This window comes from Enterococcus sp. LJL99, from assembly GCF_054871725.1.
In genome coordinates this window covers 344,324-361,657 of the sequence record NZ_JBTXLT010000003.1, presented here as the reverse complement: position 1 = coordinate 361,657, position 17,334 = coordinate 344,324, and the positions used below count along the sequence as shown (strand labels likewise).

The following is a 17,334-nucleotide window of genomic DNA, read 5'->3' as shown; positions in this document are numbered from 1 at the left end:
TTTTTAGCGAATAAATGAAAAAATATTGTGAAAAGACTCAGAAATTCATTGACTTTACGAGGATAAGAAGGTATCATGTTAAATGGTATTGTTTGCCCCACAATGAGCCCCGGAAACTCAAGTGTATGTCAAACATCGAAACGAAAATTGGAGGAAGAAAACGTGCGTACAACATATATGGCCAAAACTGGCGAAGTAGAACGTAAATGGTATGTAGTCGATGCAACTGATGTCCCAATGGGTCGTCTATCAACAGTTGTTGCTTCTATCTTACGTGGTAAAAATAAACCAACATTCACACCACATGTGGATACTGGAGATTTCGTAATTGTAATTAATGCTGAAAAAGTTAAATTAACTGGAAACAAAGCTTCTGATAAAATTTATTACCGTCACAGCCAATATCCTGGTGGATTAAAATCTGTTACAGCTGGCGAATTACGTGATAAAAATTCTCGTCGCTTGATCGAAACTTCTGTAAAAGGCATGCTACCTAAAAACACTTTAGGTCGTAAGCAACTTACTAAGTTGAACGTATACGCTGGTGCTGAGCATCCACATGCGGCACAACAACCAGAAGTACTAGATATCACAAACTTAATCTAAGGAGGGAATTTCATTGGCTCAAGTACAATATAGCGGCACTGGCCGTCGTAAAAAATCTGTAGCTCGCGTACGTTTAGTACCAGGTACTGGTAAAATTACTGTAAATAAAAAAGACGTTGAAGAATATATTCCACACGCAGACTTGCGTGAAGTTATCAACCAACCATTTGGTGTAACTGAAACAAAAGGCGCTTACGATGTCATCGTAAACGTAAACGGTGGAGGCTACTCTGGTCAATCAGGTGCGATTCGTCACGGAATCGCTCGTGCATTATTAGAAGTAGATCCTGACTTCCGCGGAGCTTTAAAACGCGCTGGACTTCTTACTCGTGATGCCCGTATGGTTGAACGTAAAAAACCAGGTCTTAAAAAAGCTCGTAAAGCTTCACAATTTAGTAAACGTTAATCCTTGTTATACCAAGGGTTTCAGGACACTTTTCATTCATTTGGAAAGTGTCTTTTTTTGATTTGGTAACGAGTTTGGTGACGACTTTTTTCGTATCTCGTAACCAGCTATTCATTTTGATTGGCATTTCTGTATTCCTCTAAGAGTTTAAGTGTGTCTATTTTTTTCTGGTCGTTCGTGTGTCCGTAAACATCTCGAATCATGTTTGAAGTTTCTGCATGACCTACGAGAGATTTGATAATTAAGCCATCAATTCCTTGATTCAGTAAATCTGATACAAAGGTATGTCTTAAACCGTGAGGAATAATATGTGGAAGGCTATATTTTTTCTCTAACTGATTCAATTTGTTGTTTAACCAATCTGTATGAAGCGGTTGATTAACGTCACCTTTTTGATTTACATAAGTGAATAAAAATTGCTGTTGTGTTTGTTTGATATTTAATTGTTTCAACTCAACAGCTTGTTTTTGTTTCCATTCCTTCAATAAAGTCACAATGGTTTCGTTAATAGGAACGTCACGAAAACGATAGCCATTTTTCATACCTCTCACACGCTCATATCTCTTAGTTTCTGGATTCTTTACTAGCTTATGAGACAAAGAGACTAGCTGTTTCTTAAAGTCGATATCTGCCCAAACAAGAGGATAAATTTCACCTTTCGTTGCGCCAAGATAGTAAGTTAGTGCCAGAAGAACATAATTTTGGAAGCCATGTTCTTTTTTCATTAACTCTAGTGACTGCTGGACAGTCTCAACAGAATAGTATTTTTGCTGTCTCTTGTTTTCTTTTTTTCGTTTGAGGGTTTCATTTACTGGCATTTCAAGTAGTTCGTAAGGATTGTTAGAAATATAGCCTTTCAATAGTGCATACTTCATTACCTGCTTTGTGTAAGAAACACAAAATTTGAAATTGGTATAAGGCTTAATTTTCTTCTCTTTATCGCCAAAAGCCCACAAAATTTGAAGGCTTTCTAAAGTATCGAAAGATACAGCTTTAATTTTCTTGCTTCCTAAGTGTGGAAGGATATGAAGGCGAAAAATGCTTTCTGTTCGATCTAGTGTACTTTGTTCATGGTGTTTTGTTACAGTATATTTTTTCTTCCACCAAATCTTATAAACCTCTTCAAACGTGTAATCACCTTTTTTCTTTTTCACTTCTCCTTTCAATTTTTGAAGTTTGGCTTCCTGTTCCATAATTAAAGCTTCATTTTTAGTGTCTGCATAGGAGACAAACCTTGAAAAGCCTGCTCCCATGTAGACATTAACTTTATATTTTCCGTTATCCATTTCCTGTATAGCCATGTTATCTTCTCACTTTCTTTTGCACATCAGAATATGAGAACATTATTTTTTGAGTGTAGCATGGTTTAAGCTGATTGAACATAATTTTTTAACCAGCTATCAATTTCTAGTTTATCGTAAAGGACTACACCGCTAATATTAATTCTGGGAAGTCCTTCTGTGATTAATTTATCAAGGGTGTTGTTGGAGAGATTAAGATATTGACACAGCTGACATTTTTTGATGTAACGTTTGTTTAGTCCCAGCTCGTCTTCAAAGTGTGTAATTTCAGTCTTCAATAACTGATAAATCGTTTCCTGTAACCCTCGTTTTTGAGTATCAGATAATAAAATAGTGAGTTCGTTCATTTATGTGTTCCTCCATTTTTCTTGATTTTCGTGTAGCGAACATTTTGTTCTTCAAAGCCTATTTCTTTGCTGGGAGTACCTTGTTCATCCCATTCTTGAAAGAAGATAGGTCGTTTGCTTACATAGGTGTTGGTTAATAAAACTTCTTGGTCTGTTACATCATAAGGCTGGTTCGTCAGTCTCTTTATTTCGAGTGGTTGCTTTAGATTTTGTGATTTAAAGAAGGCTTTTTTCTTATGCTCCTTTAGCTCTAAATCCTTATCGAAATACTTACTGACATACCGCCCTCTATTTTCAGCGCTATCCACGTCAATCTTGTTGATTTTGATTAATCCATGCCTCCATATCGCTGTTAGTTCTGCATGGGGTAAATATGGAAAGCCGAATAAAATAACGTGATAATGAATAGCGCCACGTTTTTGTTTCTCCCACGTAGCTAGATATTTAATTTGGGATTTCTTTGTGTGATATAAATGGTAGTTTAGTCGTTTCATAAATTTTTTGAACTCACTATTTGTATAAGCTATATCTTCTATATTTTCTTTAAAGGTTAAGGTTAAAAATTTTGTCTGGTTATCAAAGTTCGTATCAATCAGTCGAGCAACGACAAAGCGTTGATTTTTATAATGTGTTTGTTTTCGTTTTAAGCTGTCATATTGACCTTGTGCATTTAGGTTATCAAATGTTTGTTTTGTACTTTTTAGCCAATCAGGTTTTTCTTTCTTTTCATCAGTATCCGTTTTTCTTTTTACTCGTATTGGTTGTTCGTAGTCCCAAATTTCAATGTACGCAGGAGTTTCAATGATTTTTTGATTGTATCCATATGGCAATCGTAATCACTCCTACTACAGAAATTGAGCGTTCTTACTGATTATTCAGTTGTCAAAGAACGAGGTTAAAAACATTTGGCTTTTCGCCAGTTAGTGTTCTATAAATCAAGTTAAGTAGGAAGAAAGTCTACGCCTTTCTTCCAGAGCAATCATCCATCGTGTGCTTGATTTTCGAGCGGAAAGCGGTGTGAGCTTTTAGGGCTCTACCGCTTCCGTCGAAACCACCCGCTGGAAGTTTGCTCTTGTGTGGCGAGTGTTTCTTCAAGTTGAATGAAGCGTTGTTCCAATGTCTGATTATGTCTTTCTAAGTGTTGAACCTTTTGTGTTAAGACTTGGAATGATTTTTCTCTAGTTTTCAACATTACTTCAACTTGCTTGATAATTTCAGTCATTAGGTCACTATGCTTCATAGTATCTAGATGATGTTTCTTGTCGAAAAACTTTCGCAAAGAAGCATCTCTGCCAAGTGTTGGAATCAGTTCAACTACTTTTTGAAACTTTTGGATTTCTTCCATTGAAAACATTCTGGTTTTGCGGTGGTTGATGGTTCTTTTAGTTCTGGTGTGACTGGCGAAACGGACATAATCATAGTGAAATTGGTAATCGCACTCTTTTTGGATAAAATTTGCCCACTTGTTTAAAGTAGAGAGGGAATTTAACCCCTCTACTTTTTCAAGCACTTCATGTGCAGTGAAGTAATCGGTCATTTGCTTTGGTTTTGAACAAGAGCTGCTTTGTTGGCAATCGCAGCTAAGCCATAGCTAACAAATTGACCGTTAACACGACCCCACGGCGTAATCACAAGATTGTCAAAGCGAATAATTGCCATTCCTTGTTCATCCAGTGTTTCTTTAGTGATTACAGGAGTGTCACTTTTCACTTTGACGCTGATTTTTTCAAATCGGAGCTTTGGAAGGACGCATTCATATGTCCAACCCAACACTTCACCATCTTTTTGCCACCGTGAGACTTGGACAACTTGATACTCTGTTTCTAGTTTTTCTTTTGGTAAGGTTAAATCATTAATTTTTACTGCCATGTTGGCTCCTTCTTTCTTTACACGTTTTTATATACGATTTGGTTAAAAAAATTTTGTAGGGTACCTCTACGAATTTATCATATACGACTTTATACACGAAGTCAACACTTTTTTAAGAAAAATATATACGAAAATATAAACGATGTGCTATAATCAATCATGAGCTACTACAAAATAGCGTTGGATACCATGATATGATATGGGAGGAACTGGAAATGTTTGGACTATTAAAACCGAATAAAGAACAAGTTGGAAGCCGTTTGAGAGAAGTGAAGGATGAACTAGGTCTTTCTTTTAGTGAATATGGCAATCGTTTGGGGTTAATTAAGACAACGATTAACTCCTATGTTAGAGGGTATTCTCTAGCGCCATTAGAAGTCGTTGAGAAGGTTTCAGCGCTTAGTGGTAAACCAGCTGGCTGGTTTTATTTTGGTGAAATAGAAGAGTATATTCAAGACTATTTATTGGTACGAGGACAAGAAGCCTTGTTAAAGGATTATCCCGATATACCAATAAAAATAAAAGAAGACTTTTTAACTGGAGACTTTAAAAATCCGGGATGGGAAACAGATTTTGGTTATCCAGTGGAAAGTTTTATTGATGATTGCTATGCGGAAATTCATGCTAAGTTATTGCGAGAACATATTCAAGAATTGGCATTAACTTATCTTAAAGAACATACTCCTTTAGAAGAGAATCAGAGAGAGGATGCGACTATTTTCCTTAGCTCAGAAGTAATGGGTTACTACGAAGCAACCAGAGATTTTGACTATGGCGATACAGAAAAGATTATGGCTGCTATAGAAAGTTATTATGAGGGAACATTAAAAGAGAAAGAACTTTCTTTTGATGATGGGTATCTTGTTGGGAAGTTAATTAATATTCTTGCAGATGATGATGAAACAGAACAACTTATTTCTGGTTTGTCTAAAGAATTGACAGGAAAACGTTTCTCGAATTTCTTTGGAGGAAATGAATTAATACAAGTGTTTCAGTCACTACGTCCAGAGTTATTGAAGCTGTATGCAGAAACAACCTTTGATGATTATTATGATTGGTTTGAAAAATAAGAAAAGAAGTCTAATCAAGTAACACTATAAAAGAAGTCAACAGCCACTACGTTCTCCCAACGTCGCTGTTGACTTCTTTTATTGGGTATGTATATTTTGTTTATGCCCCGAGGAACTCACAAAATAGCAAGCACCTAGACTTGTTCTCGGAGCGTTTTAGCGTAACATACCCACCGTTCGCAGAAACCAATGAACTAGTCGTTGTAAAAATACAATTCTCGCCCCTCAGAATCTAGCAAAATAGCAAAGGATTTTTCAACCTTAGCTTTAGGTCTGGTTTTTAAGTCTTCAATTTGTTTTTCTAAAGTGGTTGTGCTTTCTAAGAAATCCTGATAGAAGGCATTGAAAACATAGGAGCTAGCATGAAACTCTCGAATAATTTTTTTTTTGTTGAGCGGAACTCCTCTATTACCAAAAAAGTCATTTATCACAGATAAAGACTGTACCCATGATTGAATTAGGTCGAATGTATCATTTAAAAGATACATATCTTGATAACAGATTTCTTTAATTGGTTGATTGTTTTTTGTTAAGACGATTTCTTTCTTTTGTTCTTCTGCCATGTTCATCTCTCCTTTTTTATTTCTGAACACCTTTATTTTATCTGTATTACAGATAAAAAGCAATATCTTTATTACAGATATCTATAATAAGTATAGGTGATGAAGATGAGATATAAGAATATTCGTTCAATAAGAGAAGATAATGATGTGACACAACAGCAAATGGCGGAGTTATTAAACGTTTCACAAAATACTTATTCGCAGTATGAGACTGGAAAAATTGAGTGGACGGCTAGTACATTGATTAAGATAGCTGATTATTTTGATGTTAGTGTGGATTATTTGTTGGATAGGACAAAAGCGAAAAAGTGTGATAAGTAAAAAATTAATAGATAAGGCTGTATTTTAAGATTGATAAATTTATATATGACTATATTTAGGAGAGATAGAGATGAATATAATAGACCTCTTTTCAGGTTGTGGTGGCTTAACGGAAGGGTTTAGAACAAAGCAATTTAATATGGTATGTCATATAGAGATGGATAAAGATGCATGTAATTCTCTGCGTACACGTGAGGCTTATCAGTATATGAAAGAAAAAAAAGACTTATCTATGTACAATTCCTATTTATTAGGGGAAATAAAGCGCGATGAATTATATCAAAGCATACCAGTTAATTTGATGAATAAAATTATTAACTGCGAGATTTCATATAGTACAATTAATAATTTAATTGAACAAATAATTGATTTATCTGATGGGGAAACAATAGATGGTATTATTGGAGGGCCGCCATGCCAAGCGTACTCAACAATCGGTAGAGCTAGAAATGAAAAGAAAAAAACAGAAGATGAGCGAATATACTTATATAAATACTATTCTCAGTTTTTAGAACAGTTTAATCCGAAGTTTTTTATTTTTGAAAATGTAAAAGGGTTACTTTCTTATAAGGATCAATATAATGAAAAATTACTACCTAAAATTATTCAAGAATTTGAATCAACCGGCTATGATATATCTTACAAAATAATTAATTCTGCTGAGTACGAAGTTCCGCAAAAAAGAGAGAGGTTATTTATTTTTGGAATTAGAAAAGATCTGAAAATTTCTTCAGATAGTCTTTTTCAAAAACTAGAGACAGAAAAAGGTATAGGTATAGAGATAAAAGATTTATTTAATGATTTACCAGAAATGAAACATGGGGAGGAAAAAAATTATTATTCAAAAAATAGGGCACCTTCAAAATTTGTAAGAGAAAACTTGAAGAATACTGATACAGCTTTAACCTACAATGTATCTCGATTTAATAATGAAAGAGACAGAGAGATATATAGGTTAGTGGCAATAGCAAAGAAAAATGGTACGAACTTAAAATATAATGAATTGCCTAAACATCTAAAATCTCATAAAAATGAAACCAATTTTTTAGATAGATACAAAAGTCTGTCAGATAATGATGTATCACATACAATGGTAGCTCATATATCTAAAGATGGTCATTATTATATTCACCCAGATATAGAACAAAATAGATCTATAACAGTAAGAGAAGCCGCTAGAATACAAACATTTCCGGATGATTTCTATTTTGAAAGTAGTAGAACTGCAGCGTATAGACAAATTGGAAATGCGGTTCCTGTTGTATTGTCAAAAAAAATTGCTAAGTCTATCTGTAAAATATTTGAATAAAAAGGTTTATTTATATTGAAGGGAGTAATGTTGGAAATGAATGAACAAGTAGTGGTTGATGAAGGTAGATTTGGTATTAATCCTAGACTAATTCCAGGTATATTAGGAAGTGAAATAATAGAAAGTTACGGTATAGCTATTGCAGAACAAATAAAGAATTCTGCTGATGCAGGAAGTAAGTCAGCTAGAGTAGATTTATCTAAAATAAATGAAGATATTATTGTTATTACTGATAACGGAGAGGGGATGACAAAAAAAGCTATTCTGGAAGATTGGCTTATGATTGCTACTGAAAATAAGTCGGACGAATATTCTTTATCAGGTGGAAAAGGAATAGGAAGATTTAGTTTATTCAAGCTAGGGAAAGAATTAACTATTGAAACATTTTGTAGTGAAGGGAAGTATTCTTTTTCTATAACTGAGGATGAGATATTGAAATCTGATTTTAATGACTTAATCATACCGATTGTTAATAGAAGCTCTTTAAATGAGAAAGGGACAAAGATTACTATTAGTAAATTAGATGAACAAATTGATCTGAATGAAATTGAACTGGATTTGGAAAATTTAATAGAAGTTAACAATAACTTTGAACTGGAAGTTATATACCCTGAAAATTTTTCAACTAAGACTTTCCTGAAGCCGGAAGAGGTTATCCCATATGCACCATTTAAGGCTGAAATCACAATTAATTTTGATTCGATTGATTATAACTTTGAGACAAAAGTGGATAACTCAGTTATATATTCCAATGGTGAGATATCTTCCAATTTTTATAAAAAAATTCAAAGTTTGTTTGAGAGCAGTAAAGACTTTCTTAAATTAGGAACAATTAATTTTTACTTATATAACTTTTATTTTGAAAATAAAAAACCTATAAAAGACTATTTGTATGATAATGATATGGAGAGACGTATTCCAAAACTTTTCCTATCTGCTTATCAAGGAATAAATATATATAGAAATGGGTTTAAAATCTATGGTCATGGAATGAATGATTGGCTAAAATTAGCAGAGTTAAGGTTATCTCGTTCGTCAGAAAATATAGACAATAAACAATCATATGGTGTTATAATATTGGATAATGAAGAGAGTAACCAACTTGTCGAAAAGTCTAGTAGAGAAGGGTTTCTAAAGAAAGATAGTAGTAAGGCTTTTAGTCAATTGATTACTTTGTTAGTAAGGCAATTTGGACTTGATAGAAAAAATTCAGTTGGGATAATTAAGGATTATGTTGAAAAGGCAAACTCACCAGTTGTTATTCCAGAAGAAAATGTACCAGAAAATAATCATGTATCTGAGTCAGAACAAACATCTATTCCTTCTGAAAAGGCTCAAGATGATAACAGTGATAGGAATAATACTGGCATTAAAGAAGATGTTGAACCAGTCTCAACAGAAGAGAGCAAAAGTCCAGTTATTCCTGATTCCACACCAAAATCGGTCTCAACAGAAGAGGTGCCTAGGTACAGGATTACAAGAAAAAATAAACTCACTCAAATAGAACAAAGTGTATTCAATACACTACCTGTAGGGAAAATTAGAGATTTAATTTGTGAACTAACACAAATTGATATTTTGAAATATCCTTATTCAACAGCATATGTTTTTAGAGCATTGTTAGAAAATTTGATGAATGAATATATCATTGCTAATTTTTCTGAGATTAAAAATGATTTTAAAAATTATTCAATAACATCAAATAATAAAGTCGTTTTTTCATATACTAAGGGTGGAAAAGTTGAAACTAAAGATGTAACAAATAGGAAAAAAATCCTCGATTTCAAAAAATATTTACAGAATACAGTTGACGCGAGAGAGTTAAAAACACTAGACAGTTTAGCAACGTTTATTGATGATTTAAACTTAGCAATGCATTGGAACGATAAAATCGTAGCCTCTAGTGATTTATATGCGCAATGGAATAATTCTAAATTTTTTGTTGAGCTATTATGCCAAGGACTGTAACTATTTATTGTTAAATATATACAAATTTTAAAGCTTTGAATGAACATGTTTAAATATGCGATGAATGATTAGTAAAAGCGATTTTAAAAATTTGATGGCAGGGTGACATTGATGCGAGATTTAAAGCTTGAAATGAAAGACTATGGGGTATATTATTTTGCAAACATTATAGACGGAGTTTTGGAAGATAGTTTTCCTTATTTAAGGAATTTAAATGATATTTTTGGAGAAGGAAATATTCAATATTTTTTGAACCCATTTCCAAGAATATCAGCGTTTCATAGTTTTATTATTTTCATAGTTGATTCAGTTTTCAATGAAGAGAAAGATGAGTTTGAATATTTTAAAAAGTATGGAACTTTGTCAATCTCCCATTGGTTTGAACAATATTCTGTTGATATAGAACCATTCGATAAATGGCTATTGAATAACAATAGACTTGTCGAAAAAGTTACATTGGAGGATGTTGAAGAGTATTTGGAAGAAATTTTTTTAAGCCAGGCTTATGAGGAGGTACTTGAAAAAATTTCTGAAGAGGTATTTTTTCTAATGTTTTCAAATAGAAAAATATTACAAAGATTCAATATTTTAGTTTCAGACTATGTAGAGATGCTTGAATTATCAGAAGTAGAAGAAGAGAACACCTTATTTTTAAAAAGTAATGGGAAAGTCAAGCGAGTGAATATTCCTAAGTGGGTTAAGGATGCAGTGTTTTTTAGAGATAGAGGACGATGTGTCTTGTGTAATCGAGACCTATCAAATTTACTTTCTAGACAGAATAAGAATAACTATGATCATATAGTTCCGTTAAATTTGTTTGGATTAAATGATGTAACGAATATTCAATTGTTGTGTGAGGAATGCAACATGAAAAAACTTGATAAAAATTATTCAACTAGTCAATTCTATGAAAAGTGGTATTGAAATGTTTCATATTCTGATGTGCAATTAATTTATTTTGGTTACGAATGTTGGTAACGAGTATCTAAAATTTAATGAAATATAGTGAAACTATCTCTCTTAAAAGTTGCTGTAAATCCCGATAATACAGTGTTTTTCAACTCTACAAAGTTCAGGAACAGCCAACCAGGTCTTAAAAAAGCCCGTAAAGCTTCACAATCTTCATAAATTTGAAAAATAGAAAGGATGATTCGATGTTTTTTTTCTTTTTTGATCCATTAAAAACCGACTTAGAACTAAATAGTAACATACTAAAAAAGTGCTATTTAGATATTTTTTTTGAAAAGCTATATAGGGATAAATATGTCAATATTAAACAAGTTACTGACAACATGATAAAGAGCAGATTGAGAGGGAAATATCCTGATTTAACTTATGAGAACTCAAAAAGAGAATCTATTTCAATAATACTGCGAAAACTATTAAAGGCTAAAAGTGAAGATATTCCATCGTTATTGGTTTCACTGGATAATGATTTTGAGAAAAGTGAGATCAGTTTTGAAGATTTAAATGATGATGACAAAAAATCATTAATATTGACACATTTGTTATATGTTAATAAAGAAAAGGATCAGGAATCAAAGTCTAGATATGTTTTTTCAGTACTCAAGCATGAAGAGAATCACAGGATACTCATTGATGATTACATTAGGAAACAACGCAAAAAACATGGATGTTCTAATTTGAATTCAGAGAATCCACTAAAATTTTCTGATTTAGACAAAATAGAGTATAATGATGGCTATTTGTATTACCCAAAATATATTCAAATTCAAGAGTGCACCACAGTTAATGATATAGAAAATGTTTTAAATCAGTTAAAATTGAATGATAGTAATAAATTTTTTTTTAGAGGACATTCAGATATTAATTATCAACTAATTCCGTCTATTTATAGGACTGAAAAAGGTTATTCTAATGAGAATATTTTTTGTGAGGAGTCGTTAATCAGAAATCCCGAAGAATATCAACTATGTGGAAATGAACATTTGAATATTTTAAAAAAAATGCAACATTACGGATTACCAACAAGATTAATAGATATATCAGATAGTTTACTAGTTGCGCTTTATTTTGCTGTGGAAACAAATTTTGATTCTGATGGAGAATTAATAGTATTCAATACGGATTCTATCAAATACACCCGTAGTGATAGTATATCGGTCTTATGTTCGTTGGCTTTTTTTAGTTTATCTGATAAAGAAAAAATTATTGAGGCTGCAAATGATGAAACTAAGAGCATAGATGAATTCAACAATGTAAAAGAAGTAAAAAGGCTAAAACATGAAGTTTGTTTGGAAAAACCAGCATTTTTACCAGAAATTCAACAAGATACATTTAAATCAGATTATGTGGTGATCTCCACGAGAGATAACCGGCGGATTTCACAGCAATCTGGAGCCTTTATAGTACCATCCCTAAATATTCATCATAAGAATAGTGTTGATAATTTCAGAATTCTAAATAAAAACGAAAAAAAAATCGTGCTTAAAATTCCAAAAAAGAACAAGATTAAATTATTGAAAGAGTTAGAACTTTTTGGAATTACTAAAAGTTTTATATATCCAGAAATTGAAGAAGTTGCAAAATTTTTAAAAAGTAAATATTACTAAGTTGTTAATATTTTTACTTTTTGTTTGAAATTTTGATTTAAAGTGATTTGTGTTAAACTAAGAGATACTAGATACTTATGAATCACAGAATATGGTCTCAAAGAAATAAAAGGAATTTGAAATAACTCTCAAAAATAGACTGATAAACTAGTAAGAAAATTGTATTCAACTAACGTCTATTTTGGTTCAAGTATCATCAATAAACATCCAATTTTGTTCACTTCAATCTATACTATACGCGTTAATTTTCTTTATTAGGTATCACGTTAAAGGAATCGATAATCGTTTATTATGGAATCCTTAAACAGAAAAAAGAGCTGAATATAATGGAATATATTTACGATGATTCTACCAAGATTTTTGAGAAGAATGGACAATTAGACCAAACAATTGTCTATGATCCATTTATAAAGGAAACTGAAAAAATGCTTTTGTATCTAAAGTGGGGGGATAGGTAAATGGGACCGGTATTTCATCATATTTGTATCCAAACTAACGAGTACAATCAATCTTTATCCTTTTATCAAAAGCTGGGTTTTGTCCTGAAAAATGAAAGCAAATTCTTCCATGGTCGAAGCTATAATTCATGGTTACAGTTGGGAGAATTTTATATTGAATTACAAATAGGCAAAGAATATTTAGGTGACAGTATTGATACTGAAAAAAGTGTTGGGATTGTTCATTTTTGTTTATGGGTTGAAGATGCGCAAGAATTTATAAACGAGATTGAGATTGATGAAGACAGATTTAAACGCAAAAATGGTGCTATCATCTATCAAGTTGCTGGGGGAAATCTTTGTAAAATGTCAGCCCCAGAAGGAACAATCGTTGAAATACGTGACAAGAAGAGTTTTTAAAAGATGTGACAAAAAGCAAACTAAAGTGACACATAAAACATTGATACATTGGGTGGAATCGGGTATTTTTAACTTATTTCAGTTTATAGCTAGCCCCCTGTTAGAACTAGGGGCTTATCATGCATAGTGGCTACGCCACTATGCAACAGGCAAAATCACCACAAAGGGTTATTCGCTTGGGGCGAAACCCTTCATTGTGATTGCCTAAACATAACATTTTCATGGAAGGAAGAGGAGTCTTTTCAATATGGTTAAGTTATTCATTATTGGTAACGGTTTTGATATTAGTCATAATCTACCAACAAGATACAATGATTTTTTGAATTATCTTCTAAGTTTTCAAGATGGTATAAATTTTGTAGAGGCAATTGAAAAGTTTTCATACCACAATACTCTAGATCTCTGGAGCAATTTTGAGGAACATTTAGGTTATTTATCAGCCGATACTGTGATTGATGAAGCGGATCTTCGGAGAATCGAATTTAATGCAGAATTTGATTATGAAACATTAGATGATAGTCATATCACTCATTTTTTGCAGGAAGATTATTACAGCTCCTTAAACAATCTAGATAATTATGTAGGAAATTGGGTAAAGTCAGTTGAAATATTAGGAATAGAAAAAATCGAAGAGTATCAAAATATATTTGATTCGGAATCAATATTTGTTACGTTTAACTACACAAAAGTATTAGAGGAAATATATGAGATTGAGGACGATAAAATACTTCATATTCATGGGGACGCTGACAATGAACCAATAATGGGACATGGGAAAGATCAAATTCGTTATACTTCAAAAAGTGATAATAAGTCTTATGATATTTTTGAAGAGGAGTTTAGGAAGAATATGTTCTATGGATTTTCTGATTTTTATAACTCATCACAAAAAAACATATCGTTATTCAAGCGATATTTAAGTTCTTTCTTATCTCGATATGATAATGACATAAGTGAAATATTTGTGATAGGTCATTCGCTAGGAAGGGTGGATTCTCCATATTTTGAATTTCTTAGAGATCATTTTGAAAATATTAGTATTAAAGTTTCCTACTATGATAAGGTAGACTACGAAAGAAAAGAAAAGCACTTAGAAGAATTCCAATTAGATAATTTTGAGTTAGACAATAATTTTTTAGAAATCTTAAATGTAAATTCTAGAAAAGGTATAGATTTGGATTAAGTTTGAGAGGTGTAGATATGAGAGAACCGAGCGGAAAAATAAAAGTATTCATCAGTTCTAAAATGGGTGAAACTGCTGCTGATCAGAAATATATCCTTGCTAGGAAAGCAGTAAAAGAAATTCTGGAGTCAACAAAGTTATTTAAAATATATTCTTTTGAGGATGAACGGGCATCAACAAGATCGGCAAAAAATCATTACACTCAAGGACTCGAAAGTAGCAATGTTTGTATTTTTTTGATAGACAATAAGGACGGAGTACCTGACGGCGTTAAGTCTGAATTGAATACTGTTGATAAACACAAAATTCCTGCCCTATATTATTTTTGCAATAAGAACAAAAAAGGAAAAAACAAAAGTTCAATTAGATTTAGAACGTGCACATTTACCTAAACATATTACAGTGAATTCATTTGAAGATTTTATTGAAATATGTCCATCAGATTTAATAGAGAATGTTTTAGACGCTTTCAAATTATCTGGTAAAAACGAGTTGACTCCATTATCATCAAAAAAAATCCATTGCTAGACGAAGATGATTCAAATACTAAGCATACTGTAGTACCTGACAATACAGATATTTCTTTTTTGACAAAAAAAGTGTTACAAAATCAGGAGTGTCGAAATTATTTTTCAAGTCTCCTTTTGAATAATGAAAGGTATGATGCTTATGATGTCAATAAGAATTTAGACTATTACTGTACTAAATTTTTAGGTACCATGTTCCAGGAAATATCGATTGAAAACTTCAATATGAATTTATTATTAAATTCTTTGCATCAAATTTTGCCCACTACTTATTACGAGATTTTTGAAAAAAGGTGGATTGCAAATCAAAAATATTACTTACACGAATATGATGAATCTTTAGAATTATTAACAGAAGCCTATACCATAGCGAACAAAAGTAAAGATAGTATTTCCGAATGGTTAATTCAGGATATTTTGATAGATTTGAGAAATAGAGAGAATAAAATATTAGAAATAAAAAACCAACACAAAGAAAATAACTTCGGATAAAAAGAAATATATAAACGTTATATAAGATATTTTTATCCAATTATAGATAAAACGAAAAGGATCTTCTTAATTGGATTGAAATACAGAGACAAAAAAATGAAATAAGACCTTATTCTTCTTGGAGTTCTTATGGGGATTTATCCTATGTTACAGATTATATTGCTGATTTTTATTATCAAGCTATGTTGTTTGGATCGTTCACCCAATTATCAAGAGTATACTCATTAATTCAAAAGTTTTCTTATCAAATGAGCAGAGCTACGGGGTATTGGCCTTCAATATTGATGATGGTGAAAACTTCTATAATTAATTTGGATCATAAAAGTGTAAAAAATATCGCACGTGATTTTAGCGATGTGTTAAGGAAAATGAATGATCTGGATGCAAAGGAGATTTTTGATGTTACCACGAATTTGGTACCTGTTGAAGATCAATTAATAGCTAAACTGATTACAATGAGTGAAATTGGTTATTACCTGAGCGATAAGGATTTTAAAAGGAATTGGGATGAAATAGAAAAGTCCATTCATTCTTGGATAAAAGCAGAAAATAGTATGGTTGTATTAGAGACGTATATTTTTAATTGCATTAAAAGAATTAATGAACGTTTGGATGATAATTATATTGTTGAATTATCAACTGAAATTATAACCTCAAATAAGAAAAGGTATCATGATTCTGCACTAGATTTGTTATCACAACGATATGTTAATTGTCAAGAAGTAAGTCAAGATGAGAGCAATAAATTGGTTGACGTGATGGTCAAATATGCAGAAGGTATTACAGATAATAACAAAATGCTCAAAATTAAAGCGATCTTCATTCTTTTAAAAAATATAGATGAAAATCATCTAGTAAGGCTTGAGTCATTTATTCAGAGTGAATGGCACAATTTTTATCAAACTGAGTATCTTTTTGAGAAAAGTAGAGATAATACATCTAAAGTATTTATTCTTAAAGAATTTGCAAGAGATATAGAAGATCGTAATGTTTCCCAGGGTATAAACGGAGCTTACTCCTTATATGCCACAAATCCTTATATTGATGCTATTAATGTTATCGAATCCTCAACAAATAAAATAGATGATGATATTCTCAACGACTTGTTTAAAGCTGCTACAAATTCTATACTGGCTGATAATCAAATAATGATAGATAAGTTCAATGCTTATAGGCTTACAATCTATCTTATAAGAAGTTATCCTTCTTTGATTATTCAGAATAGAGATATTATCAAACAATTAACCAAAAACAGTAACTTTGTTCAAGCGAGAGAAATAATGTTTAATCACATGGATGTTTCAGTATTAGTTTTTGCAAATCTTTTGCTATTAGAGTGTCTAGGGAAAAACAAGTTTATTGATATCGTTGAAGTGGTTACATCTTTTAGTGAGCCAGGTTCTATCATTGGTGGATGTAGATTAATAAGAGATTTTTTGCAAAACTTCGAAAATAATCCGATAAGAGGAACTATAGAAACATTCTTTTTCCAGTGTTTGCTTTTGTGGCAGAATTCCGAAAACCTTGATGTAAGGTGGCATAATATTCGTTTTCAACTTAAACTCTATCAATCAAAGAAGTACCGAAAATCAATAGGAGATAGCCTTTACTTGACAATGAAGAACGATAATTCCATCATCAAAAGTCAATTATTGCATGAACTGAAATTAATTGATCAATATCATTCTTCATTGGGGGAGGATATTCGAGAATTTGCAAAAAATCATAGCAAATGAAATCAAGGAAGATAGTGTTAGAAAAACTTAGAAACCACTTTATTTCAACTATCATTTATCAGGTTCTATACTACTAGTATAAAGCAGAAAAATTGAAATTATTTTCTTTAGATTTTTTATAGTTCTGTTAATTGTGTATTGTTATCTAATGATTTAAATATTTATCTTTCTAAAAATGATAAAATTATGATTAGAAGCGACTAATG

At 31.8% G+C, this 17,334-nt stretch carries 20 protein-coding genes; 14 read left to right on the top strand and 6 right to left on the bottom strand.

Translation table 11 applies throughout. From position 1 onward, the window contains the following. The first annotated feature begins 177 nt into the window (after positions 1–177). Positions 178–606, top strand: coding sequence for a 50S ribosomal protein L13 (rplM, locus tag ACYSNW_RS07015; RefSeq protein WP_461743809.1), 429 nt, complete (start codon positions 178–180; stop codon positions 604–606). Between the two features lie 13 nt (positions 607–619). Then, on the top strand, positions 620–1,012 hold the full coding sequence (gene rpsI / locus ACYSNW_RS07010) for a 30S ribosomal protein S9 (protein WP_069662643.1): 393 nt from the start codon (positions 620–622) through the stop codon (positions 1,010–1,012). A gap of 107 nt (positions 1,013–1,119) precedes the next feature. Here rpsI and ACYSNW_RS07005 read toward each other — a convergent pair whose 3' ends face one another. The 5 genes from ACYSNW_RS07005 to ACYSNW_RS06985 all read right to left on the bottom strand — a co-directional run bounded on the left by ACYSNW_RS07005 (position 1,120) and on the right by ACYSNW_RS06985 (position 4,529). After that, entirely contained in the window at positions 1,120–2,313 is a 1,194-nt protein-coding gene (locus ACYSNW_RS07005; RefSeq protein ID WP_461743773.1) for a tyrosine-type recombinase/integrase, read from the bottom strand. 65 nt (positions 2,314–2,378) lie between these two features. Next, positions 2,379–2,660, bottom strand: a complete 282-nt coding sequence (locus ACYSNW_RS07000; protein WP_461743772.1) for a DNA-binding protein — start codon at positions 2,658–2,660, stop codon at positions 2,379–2,381. Continuing rightward, on the bottom strand, positions 2,657–3,490 hold the full coding sequence (locus ACYSNW_RS06995) for a rolling circle replication-associated protein (protein WP_461743771.1): 834 nt from the start codon (positions 3,488–3,490) through the stop codon (positions 2,657–2,659). The genes ACYSNW_RS07000 and ACYSNW_RS06995 overlap by 4 nt, the downstream gene beginning before the upstream one ends. Positions 3,491–3,693: 203 nt before the next feature. After that, on the bottom strand, positions 3,694–4,005 hold the full coding sequence (locus ACYSNW_RS06990) for a hypothetical protein (protein ID WP_461743770.1): 312 nt from the start codon (positions 4,003–4,005) through the stop codon (positions 3,694–3,696). 188 nt (positions 4,006–4,193) lie between these two features. After that, positions 4,194–4,529: a hypothetical protein gene (locus tag ACYSNW_RS06985; protein WP_461743769.1), complete on the bottom strand. Its 336-nt coding sequence runs from the start codon at positions 4,527–4,529 to the stop codon at positions 4,194–4,196. Positions 4,530–4,744: 215 nt separating this feature from the next. Between ACYSNW_RS06985 and ACYSNW_RS06980 the strand changes: the two genes are divergently transcribed. Continuing rightward, complete coding sequence (locus tag ACYSNW_RS06980; RefSeq protein WP_461743768.1) at positions 4,745–5,599, top strand: helix-turn-helix domain-containing protein; 855 nt, start codon at positions 4,745–4,747, stop codon at positions 5,597–5,599. 194 nt (positions 5,600–5,793) lie between these two features. Here the strand turns inward: ACYSNW_RS06980 and ACYSNW_RS06975 are convergent, their stop codons facing one another. Beyond that, entirely contained in the window at positions 5,794–6,162 is a 369-nt protein-coding gene (locus tag ACYSNW_RS06975) for a hypothetical protein (RefSeq protein WP_461743767.1), read from the bottom strand. 105 nt (positions 6,163–6,267) lie between these two features. Between ACYSNW_RS06975 and ACYSNW_RS06970 the strand changes: the two genes are divergently transcribed. The 11 genes from ACYSNW_RS06970 to ACYSNW_RS06920 all read left to right on the top strand — a co-directional run bounded on the left by ACYSNW_RS06970 (position 6,268) and on the right by ACYSNW_RS06920 (position 17,128). Further along, positions 6,268–6,483 carry a helix-turn-helix domain-containing protein gene (locus ACYSNW_RS06970; RefSeq protein WP_461743766.1) on the top strand — a complete coding sequence of 72 codons (216 nt, stop codon included), beginning with the start codon at positions 6,268–6,270 and terminating at the stop codon, positions 6,481–6,483. Positions 6,484–6,553: 70 nt separating this feature from the next. After that, positions 6,554–7,792, top strand: coding sequence for a DNA cytosine methyltransferase (locus ACYSNW_RS06965; protein ID WP_461743765.1), 1,239 nt, complete (start codon positions 6,554–6,556; stop codon positions 7,790–7,792). Between the two features lie 36 nt (positions 7,793–7,828). Then, positions 7,829–9,760, top strand: coding sequence for an ATP-binding protein (locus ACYSNW_RS06960; protein WP_461743764.1), 1,932 nt, complete (start codon positions 7,829–7,831; stop codon positions 9,758–9,760). 111 nt (positions 9,761–9,871) lie between these two features. Then, positions 9,872–10,684 carry an HNH endonuclease gene (locus tag ACYSNW_RS06955; RefSeq protein WP_461743763.1) on the top strand — a complete coding sequence of 271 codons (813 nt, stop codon included), beginning with the start codon at positions 9,872–9,874 and terminating at the stop codon, positions 10,682–10,684. 230 nt (positions 10,685–10,914) lie between these two features. Continuing rightward, a complete protein-coding gene (locus ACYSNW_RS06950; protein ID WP_461743762.1) occupies positions 10,915–12,333 on the top strand; it encodes an FRG domain-containing protein in 1,419 nt (472 codons plus the stop codon). A gap of 326 nt (positions 12,334–12,659) precedes the next feature. Further along, positions 12,660–12,791, top strand: coding sequence for a hypothetical protein (locus ACYSNW_RS06945; protein ID WP_461743761.1), 132 nt, complete (start codon positions 12,660–12,662; stop codon positions 12,789–12,791). After that, positions 12,792–13,190, top strand: coding sequence for a VOC family protein (locus ACYSNW_RS06940; RefSeq protein ID WP_461743760.1), 399 nt, complete (start codon positions 12,792–12,794; stop codon positions 13,188–13,190). Between the two features lie 247 nt (positions 13,191–13,437). After that, positions 13,438–14,373, top strand: coding sequence for a bacteriophage abortive infection AbiH family protein (locus ACYSNW_RS06935; RefSeq protein WP_461743759.1), 936 nt, complete (start codon positions 13,438–13,440; stop codon positions 14,371–14,373). Between the two features lie 17 nt (positions 14,374–14,390). After that, on the top strand, positions 14,391–14,765 hold the full coding sequence (locus ACYSNW_RS06930; protein WP_461743758.1) for a hypothetical protein: 375 nt from the start codon (positions 14,391–14,393) through the stop codon (positions 14,763–14,765). Between the two features lie 129 nt (positions 14,766–14,894). After that, the gene (locus ACYSNW_RS06925; protein WP_461743757.1) at positions 14,895–15,392 is read left to right on the top strand and encodes a hypothetical protein; all 498 of its coding nucleotides are present in this window, start codon (positions 14,895–14,897) and stop codon (positions 15,390–15,392) included. Between the two features lie 248 nt (positions 15,393–15,640). Continuing rightward, complete coding sequence (locus ACYSNW_RS06920; protein ID WP_461743756.1) at positions 15,641–17,128, top strand: hypothetical protein; 1,488 nt, start codon at positions 15,641–15,643, stop codon at positions 17,126–17,128. The last annotated feature ends 206 nt before the right edge of the window (positions 17,129–17,334 follow it).

What these genes read in the sequence shown, in the direction of transcription:
- ACYSNW_RS06975 (WP_461743767.1), bottom strand. Translation starts at nt 6,162, where the DNA reads ATGGCAGAAGAACAAAAGAAAGAAATCGTCTTAACAAAAAACAATCAA.
- rplM (WP_461743809.1), top strand. Translation starts at nt 178, where the DNA reads ATGGCCAAAACTGGCGAAGTAGAACGTAAATGGTATGTAGTCGATGCA.
- ACYSNW_RS06980 (WP_461743768.1), top strand. Translation starts at nt 4,745, where the DNA reads ATGTTTGGACTATTAAAACCGAATAAAGAACAAGTTGGAAGCCGTTTG.
- ACYSNW_RS06960 (WP_461743764.1), top strand. Translation starts at nt 7,829, where the DNA reads ATGAATGAACAAGTAGTGGTTGATGAAGGTAGATTTGGTATTAATCCT.
- ACYSNW_RS06930 (WP_461743758.1), top strand. Translation starts at nt 14,391, where the DNA reads ATGAGAGAACCGAGCGGAAAAATAAAAGTATTCATCAGTTCTAAAATG.
- ACYSNW_RS06965 (WP_461743765.1), top strand. Translation starts at nt 6,554, where the DNA reads ATGAATATAATAGACCTCTTTTCAGGTTGTGGTGGCTTAACGGAAGGG.
- ACYSNW_RS07005 (WP_461743773.1), bottom strand. Translation starts at nt 2,313, where the DNA reads ATGGCTATACAGGAAATGGATAACGGAAAATATAAAGTTAATGTCTAC.
- ACYSNW_RS06945 (WP_461743761.1), top strand. Translation starts at nt 12,660, where the DNA reads ATGGAATATATTTACGATGATTCTACCAAGATTTTTGAGAAGAATGGA.
- ACYSNW_RS06955 (WP_461743763.1), top strand. Translation starts at nt 9,872, where the DNA reads ATGCGAGATTTAAAGCTTGAAATGAAAGACTATGGGGTATATTATTTT.
- ACYSNW_RS06920 (WP_461743756.1), top strand. Translation starts at nt 15,641, where the DNA reads ATGAGCAGAGCTACGGGGTATTGGCCTTCAATATTGATGATGGTGAAA.
- ACYSNW_RS06970 (WP_461743766.1), top strand. Translation starts at nt 6,268, where the DNA reads ATGAGATATAAGAATATTCGTTCAATAAGAGAAGATAATGATGTGACA.
- ACYSNW_RS06950 (WP_461743762.1), top strand. Translation starts at nt 10,915, where the DNA reads ATGTTTTTTTTCTTTTTTGATCCATTAAAAACCGACTTAGAACTAAAT.
- ACYSNW_RS07000 (WP_461743772.1), bottom strand. Translation starts at nt 2,660, where the DNA reads ATGAACGAACTCACTATTTTATTATCTGATACTCAAAAACGAGGGTTA.
- ACYSNW_RS06940 (WP_461743760.1), top strand. Translation starts at nt 12,792, where the DNA reads ATGGGACCGGTATTTCATCATATTTGTATCCAAACTAACGAGTACAAT.
- ACYSNW_RS06990 (WP_461743770.1), bottom strand. Translation starts at nt 4,005, where the DNA reads ATGGAAGAAATCCAAAAGTTTCAAAAAGTAGTTGAACTGATTCCAACA.
- ACYSNW_RS06985 (WP_461743769.1), bottom strand. Translation starts at nt 4,529, where the DNA reads ATGGCAGTAAAAATTAATGATTTAACCTTACCAAAAGAAAAACTAGAA.
- ACYSNW_RS06935 (WP_461743759.1), top strand. Translation starts at nt 13,438, where the DNA reads ATGGTTAAGTTATTCATTATTGGTAACGGTTTTGATATTAGTCATAAT.